This window comes from Streptomyces sp. NPDC058239 (genome assembly GCF_042882185.1).
Classification (GTDB): Bacteria; Actinomycetota; Actinomycetes; order Streptomycetales; family Streptomycetaceae; genus Streptomyces.
On the sequence record NZ_JBHVWS010000013.1, the window covers coordinates 162000 to 169506 of the forward strand.

At 68.9% G+C, this 7507-nt stretch carries 6 protein-coding genes; 1 reads left to right on the top strand and 5 read right to left on the bottom strand.

Features of this window, described 5'->3' with window-relative positions; all coding sequences use genetic code 11:
• Positions 1 to 7: 7 nt before the first annotated feature.
• The 5 genes from ACFVYE_RS17565 to ACFVYE_RS17585 form a co-directional block, all read right to left on the bottom strand.
• Positions 8 to 2416 carry an FtsX-like permease family protein gene (locus ACFVYE_RS17565; RefSeq protein WP_389606213.1) on the bottom strand — a complete coding sequence of 803 codons (2409 nt, stop codon included), beginning with the start codon at positions 2414 to 2416 and terminating at the stop codon, positions 8 to 10.
• Positions 2413 to 3099, bottom strand: a complete 687-nt coding sequence (locus ACFVYE_RS17570; protein WP_383976890.1) for an ABC transporter ATP-binding protein — start codon at positions 3097 to 3099, stop codon at positions 2413 to 2415. Before ACFVYE_RS17570 ends, ACFVYE_RS17565 begins: the two co-directional genes overlap by 4 nt.
• Positions 3096 to 3620: a PadR family transcriptional regulator gene (locus ACFVYE_RS17575; RefSeq protein ID WP_383976892.1), complete on the bottom strand. Its 525-nt coding sequence runs from the start codon at positions 3618 to 3620 to the stop codon at positions 3096 to 3098. Before ACFVYE_RS17575 ends, ACFVYE_RS17570 begins: the two co-directional genes overlap by 4 nt.
• A gap of 70 nt (positions 3621 to 3690) precedes the next feature.
• Positions 3691 to 3936: a hypothetical protein gene (locus ACFVYE_RS17580; RefSeq protein ID WP_383976895.1), complete on the bottom strand. Its 246-nt coding sequence runs from the start codon at positions 3934 to 3936 to the stop codon at positions 3691 to 3693.
• Complete coding sequence (locus ACFVYE_RS17585) at positions 3933 to 4904, bottom strand: SPFH domain-containing protein (RefSeq protein ID WP_383976898.1); 972 nt, start codon at positions 4902 to 4904, stop codon at positions 3933 to 3935. Before ACFVYE_RS17585 ends, ACFVYE_RS17580 begins: the two co-directional genes overlap by 4 nt.
• 221 nt (positions 4905 to 5125) lie before the next feature.
• Between ACFVYE_RS17585 and ACFVYE_RS17590 the strand changes: the two genes are divergently transcribed.
• Positions 5126 to 7357, top strand: coding sequence for a transglycosylase domain-containing protein (locus ACFVYE_RS17590; RefSeq protein WP_389606216.1), 2232 nt, complete (start codon positions 5126 to 5128; stop codon positions 7355 to 7357).
• Positions 7358 to 7507: the final 150 nt, after the last annotated feature.

Below are 7507 nucleotides of genomic sequence, written 5' to 3' on the forward strand. Positions count from 1 at the left end.
TGCTCCGTCACTCCGTACGCAGGCCGTCCGGTCGCATCATGCGCCACAGCGGTGGCAGCGAGACCAGAGTGACCAGCAGGATCAGCGCCGCGCCCGCCACCGTCATGGGCAGGAACAGCCACCAGTCGGTCACCTGCTTGGCGATCATCCTGATCATCACCGCACCCAGGCCGAGACCGCCCGCGACGGCCACCACCAGGCCGATGACCACGGGCACGGCGGTCTGCCAGAGCACCGACCAGCCCAGCGTGCTCCGCCGGGTACCGAAGGCGACCAGCACCGAGAGCAGCCGCTTGCGCTCCCTCAGCTGCTCCAGCTGCGAGACCAGCATCGCGGCGGCGATCAGCAGCAGGGTCGCGGTCGCGCCGACCTGGAGACCGGTCTGCACGCTGGCGTACTGGCGGTCGCGGGCCACCGAGTTCAGGGTGGAGATCCGCATCCCGGGGTCGATCCGGGCCGCTGCGTTCCGTACGTACTCGGCGACGTCCTTCACGCTCCCGTCGACCCGGATCTGAGCCCGGATCTGCGCGTGCGGCAGGGTGCTCGGGTCGATCGCGCCGACCGTCGCCATGATGCCCCAGTGCTCCTCGCCCATCGGATCCGGGCGAGTGAGAACGGTCGGGGTGCCGGCGGGCAGGGTCCACAGCTTCGACTTCGCGCCGGGCGCGGATCCAGAATCGTAGTTGAGTTCGACCGCCTTGCCCTTGCGGGCGGTCTTGTCCATCCACCCGGCCATGTCCTTGTCCTTGGGGTGGACGACGAACGCGTCGCCCTCCTCGCAGGAGCCGATCCGGGCGATCTCGCGCAGCGTCGCACAGTCGGCGACGGTCAGCGAGGTGGTGGGCTGCATTTCGTCGTCCGTGTACGTGCCCGGTTTGACGACGTACGACTCGACCGTGCCGATGACCGCATCCACCCCCTTGGTGGCCCGGAACTCCTTGATGGTGCGGGTGGCCGCGTCACCGGTGACGTTCTCGGAGAACGTGTAGAACTGGGCGCGCGTCGGGTCCTGCCCCGTCACCCGGTTGAAGTCGTCGTTCACCGCGGCGAACAGCATCTGCAGCGCCACCGCTCCCGCGACCGCGACGGTGATGCCGCTGACCGCGCGGGCGGCGGCGCCACTGCTCAGCTGGAGCCTGCGGGTGGCGAGCTGCCAGGGCACCGGACCGCCGTGCAGCCGGTTCACGCACGCCTGGACCAGCCAGGGCAGCAGCAGCGCGAGCCCGACCAGGACCAGTACGGCGCCGCCCGCGATCGGATACGGATCGACCGCGGACTGCTCGTCGACCTGGCCGGTCAGCGCGAGCACCGCGAGGCCCGCGACCGGCATCAGCAGCCGCCACCAGACCCGGCGCCCGCGATCGCGGCCGTTGCGTACGACGCCGAGTGGTTCGATCACCACCGAGCGCAGGGCGGTCAGCGTGACGAGCACCGCCGCCACCGGAACCGCGACGGCGATCAAGGCGGCCAGCAAGGGGTCGGGGACCAGGTCGGAGGGGAAGGCGCTGACGTCCCACACCTCGACATAGCCGATGAACTGACGCGACACCAGGAAGAACACCAGACCGGTCAGCAGGCCGAGCACCGCCCCGAAGAACGCCTCGCCGGCCGCGATCCGGCGGGTCATCCGGATGTCCGCACCGACCAGACGCAGCGCGGCGAGCCTGCGGTCGCGGCGGTCGCCGCCGAAGCGCACGGCCGTCGCGATGAAGATCGCGACCGGCACCAGCAGCACCACGCAGATCATGATGATCAGCACGATGAGGATGGGCGGCATCTCCTCGGCCGGACCCGGGTCGCCGTAAGCGGCGATCCGGTGGCCGCCGCCCGCGGGGGTCAGGGTGTCGCTGCCCGCGTAGAAGAACAGCTCGCCCGGGGAGATCAGGCCCGCGTCGGCGATCGTGCCGGTGATCCGGTACGGCAGACGCTCCTTGAGGAGGCTGCCCTCCGAGGAGCCCAGCAGCTCCTTCAGGGCGGGGGAGACCACCATCTCGTCCGCGGCGGGGAAGCCTGCGACGCCCGGCGGGACGACCGGGTGGGCGCCGTCCGCGCGCATCAGGAAGCCGCCGATGGAGCGGCCGCGGTACTCCGTCTCCGCGTTGATCCGGAGCACCGAGGTGTCCGACTTCTTGGCCGCGGCGTCGGGCGATTCGGAAATTTTGGTCTCGGCGCGGGCCTGATCACGTGCGGAACGTTCGCCGAGCAGATGGGGTGCGGAGGCGGCGACCAGCAGCAGTGCCACACCGAGGCCGACGCCGACAGCGGTCAGCAGGGTGCGGGTCCAGCCCTCGCGCCCGCCGGAGACGGCGAACCGGATGCCGAGACCGAGATCGCGCAGCAGGGCGGAGATACCGGTGGGCCGGGTGGGCCGGGGCAGTGCGTCGGCCGGGGCGTTCTTCTGGTCGAGCAGGGTCATACCGCGTGCTCCAGATCGCGGGCCCGGCCGTCGCGCACGGTGATGTCGCGGTCGGAGTACGCGGCGACCCGGGCCTCGTGGGTCACCAGGACCACGGCGACATTGGCCGACCTGGCCGCCTCGGTGAGCAGCTCCATGACCCGCTCGCCGTTGAGGGAGTCCAGGGCGCCGGTCGGCTCGTCGGCGAAGATCACCTTCGGCGACGCGGCCAGCGCACGGGCCACCGCGACGCGCTGTCCCTGGCCGCCGGAGACCTCGCCGGGGCGCTTTGCGCCGACGGTGTCGACCTCCAGGCGCTCCAGCCAGTGACGGGCGGTGCGTTCGGCGTCCTTGCGCCTGGCGCCGCTCAGCCGGAGCGGCAGGGCGACGTTCTCCACGCAGGTCAGCTCGGGGACGAGCTGGCCGAACTGGAAGACGAAGCCGAACTCGGTGCGGCGCAGAGCGCTGCGTTCGGCGTCCGACATCGCGGAGAGCTCGCGGCCCGCGTAGGTGATCGTGCCCTTGTCGGGGGTGACGATTCCGGCGAGGCAGTGCAGCAGGGTCGACTTGCCGGAGCCGGACGGGCCCATCACGGCGACGACCTCGCCCGGGTGGATGGAGAACGAGGCACCGTCGAGCGCGGGCGTGGACCCGTACGACTTGTACAGGCTGTCGGCGCTGAGCAGGGAGCCGGCGGGGGTCATGCGCGCACCTCCGCGGCGAGCCGGTCCAGCCGGGCGGCGGTCAGTTCCAACCAGCGCAGATCGGCTTCGAGGTGGAAGAGCGCGTGGTCGCAGATCAGCTGATCGGCAAGGTCGCCCTTGCGCTTGCGGTCGGTGAGGATGCGCATGAGGCGCAGGTGCTCGGCGCGCTGGGTGTCCAGCAGGGCCTCGGCGCTGCGGCCGGTGAGCAGGGCCAGGACGACCTTGGTGTAGAGCGTCGACTGGAGGTACGGCTCGGGCTTCTCCGGCTGCGCGAGCCAGGTGCCGACATCGGTGATGCCTGCCTCGGTGATGGCGTACCGCTTGCGCTCGGGGCCGCCGCCGCTCTCGATGCCGTCGACCTCGACGAGGCCGTTCTTCAGGAGCCGGGACATGGTCGAGTAGACCTGGCCGTAATGCAGGGGGCGGTCGTGGCCGAACTTCTCGTCGAACGTGCGCTTGAGGTCGTAGCCGTGGCGGGGGCCGGACTCCAGGAGTCCGAGCAGGGTGTGGCCAATAGACATGCGCAGCACTCTACATGGTGTGTATACCTAGGGTGTATACGTGGGGGCTCGGCCACCGGACCCCCGGTCCTCAATCGCCGGACGAGCCCGACTCGTCCTTCGGGGGACGCCCCCGGCGGGGGATCGGGCGGGCCGTGCCCGGCAGACGGCCCGCCTCTGCCAGCGCCCTGCGCAGCAGGAACTCGATCTGGGCGTTCGCGCTGCGCAGTTCGTCGGAGGCCCAGCGGGCCAGCGCATCGTGCACCGCGGGATCCAGCCGCAGCAGCATCTGCTTGCGCTGCTGCGGCTGCCTGCGCCCGGGGGTCTCTTCCGTCACTGGTAAAGAGTGCCCGTATTGAGGACCGGCTGTGCGGCGCGGTCACCGCACAGCACCACCATCAGATTGCTGACCATGGCCGCCTTGCGCTCCGAGTCCAGCTCGACGATGTCCTGCTCGGCAATCCGGGTCAGCGCCATCTCGACCATGCCGACCGCACCCTCGACGATCTGCTGCCGGGCCGCGACCACCGCACCGGCCTGCTGGCGCTGAAGCATCGCGGAGGCGATCTCGGGGGCGTACGCGAGATGGCTGAAGCGCGATTCGATGATCCGCACCCCGGCGGCCTGCACCCGGGCGGTGAGCTCCACGGCCAGCTTCTCGGTGATCTCCTCCGCGTTGCCGCGCAGGGAGAGGCCGCCCTCCTCGTGGGCGTCGTACGGGTACTCGATCGCGATGTGGCGGACGGCTGCCTCGGTCTGGGTGGCGACGAATTCCAGGAAGTCGTCGACCTCGAAGAGTGCCTGCGCGGTGTCCTCGACCTTCCAGACGACGATCGCGGCGAGCTCGATCGGGTTGCCGTAGGCGTCGTTCACCTTCAGGACCGCGGTCTCGTGGTTGCGGACCCGGGTGGAGATCTTCCGGCTGCTGGTGAGCGGGTTGATCCAGCGCAGCCCGTCGGTACGGATCGTGCCGACGTACCGGCCGAAGAGCTGGATCACCCGCGCCTCGCCCGGTGCGACCATCTTCACACCCGTCATGCAGAAGAACGAGGCGATGGCGAGCAGGACCCCGAGGATCAGGACCGGGACGCCCACGCCGTTGTTCCCGTTCGAGCCGACGACGCCGCCGACGATGGCGAGACCGATGCCGGCGATCACTCCGAGCACGGTCAGCAGCAGGCCGAGGCCGCCGGGAATGCTGTGCGCCGTCACCTCCCTCACCTGCGGTTCGGGCATCTGAGGGGCGTCGGGCGTGAGATCGGCGGCCAGGGTGGCCACGGCGTGCGGATCGTGTTGGTCGGACATGGGATCCCCCGTTTCGAAAAACTGACTAGGTGCTAGCAATGTGATTACACATTACCTGGATTCGCAACCATGGGTGCCTCTCGTGAGTCGGTTCCCTAGAGAACGGTGCTGATTGTCACGTCCGTAAAAGGCCGCATCGGTTGCTTTTCGTCCTTGCCGACAGTGTTAGCTGGCTGGGCCGAGCTGATCTGGTCGAGCAGAGAAACAGGAGCAACACAGCAATGGGTCGAGCGGATGCGCGACGAGCCCAGCGGCGCGGAGCGCGGCGGGCTGCGAAGAGCGGCGGCATACGCAGACTCTTCACCTGGCGGAAGATGCTGGGCACCTTCTTCGGGTTCTGCCTGCTGGTCATGGGCGCCTTCGTGGCGCTCTACCTGTACGTGGACATACCCAAGGCCAACGCCATGGCCGAGCGGCAGAGCAACGTCTACCAGTACAGCGACGGCACAGTGCTGACCCGGACCGGTAACGGGGTCAACCGCCAGATCGTGGACCTCGCCGAGATCCCCAAGGAGGTGCAGCACACCTTCGTCGCCGCCGAGAACAAGACGTTCTACAAGGACAAGGGCGTCGACCTGAAGGGCACCGCGCGCGGCATCCTCAACACGCTCTCCGGCAAGGGCAAGCAGGGTGGCTCGACCATCACCCAGCAGTACGTGAAGAACTACTACCTGACGCAGGACCCGACGGTCAGCCGCAAGCTCAAAGAGCTGGTGATCTCGCTCAAGGTCGACCAGAAGAAGGACAAGAACTTCATCCTCGCCGGGTACATCAACACCGCGTACTACGGCCGCGGCGCGAGCGGGATCCAGGCCGCGGCGCAGGCCTACTACGGGGTCGACGCCAAGGACCTCGACGTCTCCCAGGGCGCCTATCTGGCCGCGCTGCTCCAGGCCCCCAGCCAGTACGACTGGGCAGTCGCGACGCCCACCGGCAGGAAGCTCGTCAAGGACCGCTGGGGCTACACGCTCGACAACATGGTCGAGATGCACTGGCTCGACCAGTCCGAGCGCGACACCCTGAAGTTCCCGGTCCCGGACAAGCCCAAGGCCGCCCCCGGCATGGAGGGCCAGACCGGTTACCTCGTCGAGGCCGCCAACAAGGAGCTGGACAAGCAGGGCATCACCGGGGACATGCGGCAGGCCGGCGGCTGGACCTTCACCCTCAACATCGACAGGAAGCGGCAGAAGCAGCTGGAGCAGTCGGTCGAACGGCAGCTGGAGTCCAAGCTGGACCGCAAGGGCAACAAGGTCGACGCGACCGTCCAGGCGGGTGCCACCTCCGTCGATCCCAAGACCGGCGAAGTCGTCGCGCTCTACGGCGGGGTGGACTACGTCAAGCACTACTTTTCCAACGCCACGCGTCGGGACTATCAGCCCGCCTCCACCTTCAAGCCGCTGGTGCTCGCCTCCGCGCTGGAGAACGAGTCGAAGACCCAGGACGGCGATCTGATCGGCGTCAACACCCGCTACGACGGCACCAGCAAGCGGCCGGTCGTGGGCAGCGACACCCCGTTCTCCCCGGAGAACGAGGACAACCAGAGCTACGGCAACGTCACCGTGCAGACCGCGATGAACAAGTCGATCAACTCGGTCTTCGCGCAGATGGTGGTCGACGTCGGCCCGCCCGAGGTGAAGAAGACCGCGCTGGCGCTCGGCGTACCGGACCAGAACTTCCCCGAGCGTCCCGCCATCTCGCTGGGCACGATGAACGCCTCGACCTGGGACATGGCGGGCGCGTACGCCACGCTCGACAACCACGGCAAGAAGGTCACCCCGTTCATCGTGAAGTCCGCCAAGAACCGCGACCGGACGGTCGGGCCGGTCAAGGGCATCGGCGGCCAGGTGATCAGCCGTAAGTCCGCCGACACCGTGACCTCCGTCCTGCAGGGCGTCGTGGACAGCGGCTCCGGCCAGGCGGCCAAGACCTCGGCCTACGAAGCGGCCGGCAAGACGGGCACCTCGGAGAACAACAAGGCCGCCCTGTTCGCGGGCTACACCCCGGAGCTCACCACGGTCGTGGCGCTCTTCGGTGAATCCCCCAAGGACGGCGGCGGCCAGGTCAGCCTGACCGGTACCGCCAACTCCGGCCGGGCCAACGGCGGTGGCTTCCCGGCACAGATCTGGGCGGACTACACACTCGGCGCGCTGGGCGGCGGCTCCGGTGCCCAGTTCGATCTGCAGGATGTCGAGCGAGGCGAGGTCACCGTGCCGACGCGCCCGTCGACGACTCCCTCGCAGACGACGAGCCCCGACCCGTCGACGTCCCAGTCGCCTGACGTGCCCTCGCAGAGCCCGAGCGAGACGCCCAGCGATTCGGCCAGTCAGTCGCCCATCGAGCCGCCGACCCAGTCGCCGGAGTCCCCGAGCGAGTCCCCCATCCTGCCGGGCGAGGGAGCGGACTCCGGGCGGCCGGGAAACAACAACAGCGACAACAACCCGCTCAAACAGTGAACGCATGAGAGAGCAGTGAACGCATGAGTCAGGGGCGGTGCCGGCCGGCCCCGCCCCGGACTCATGCATCCGCGTACGACCGGTGTCTTATACACAAATACGAGCCCCCGAGACATCCATTCAACTGGGATGGCGTCGTCTGGGTGGAAG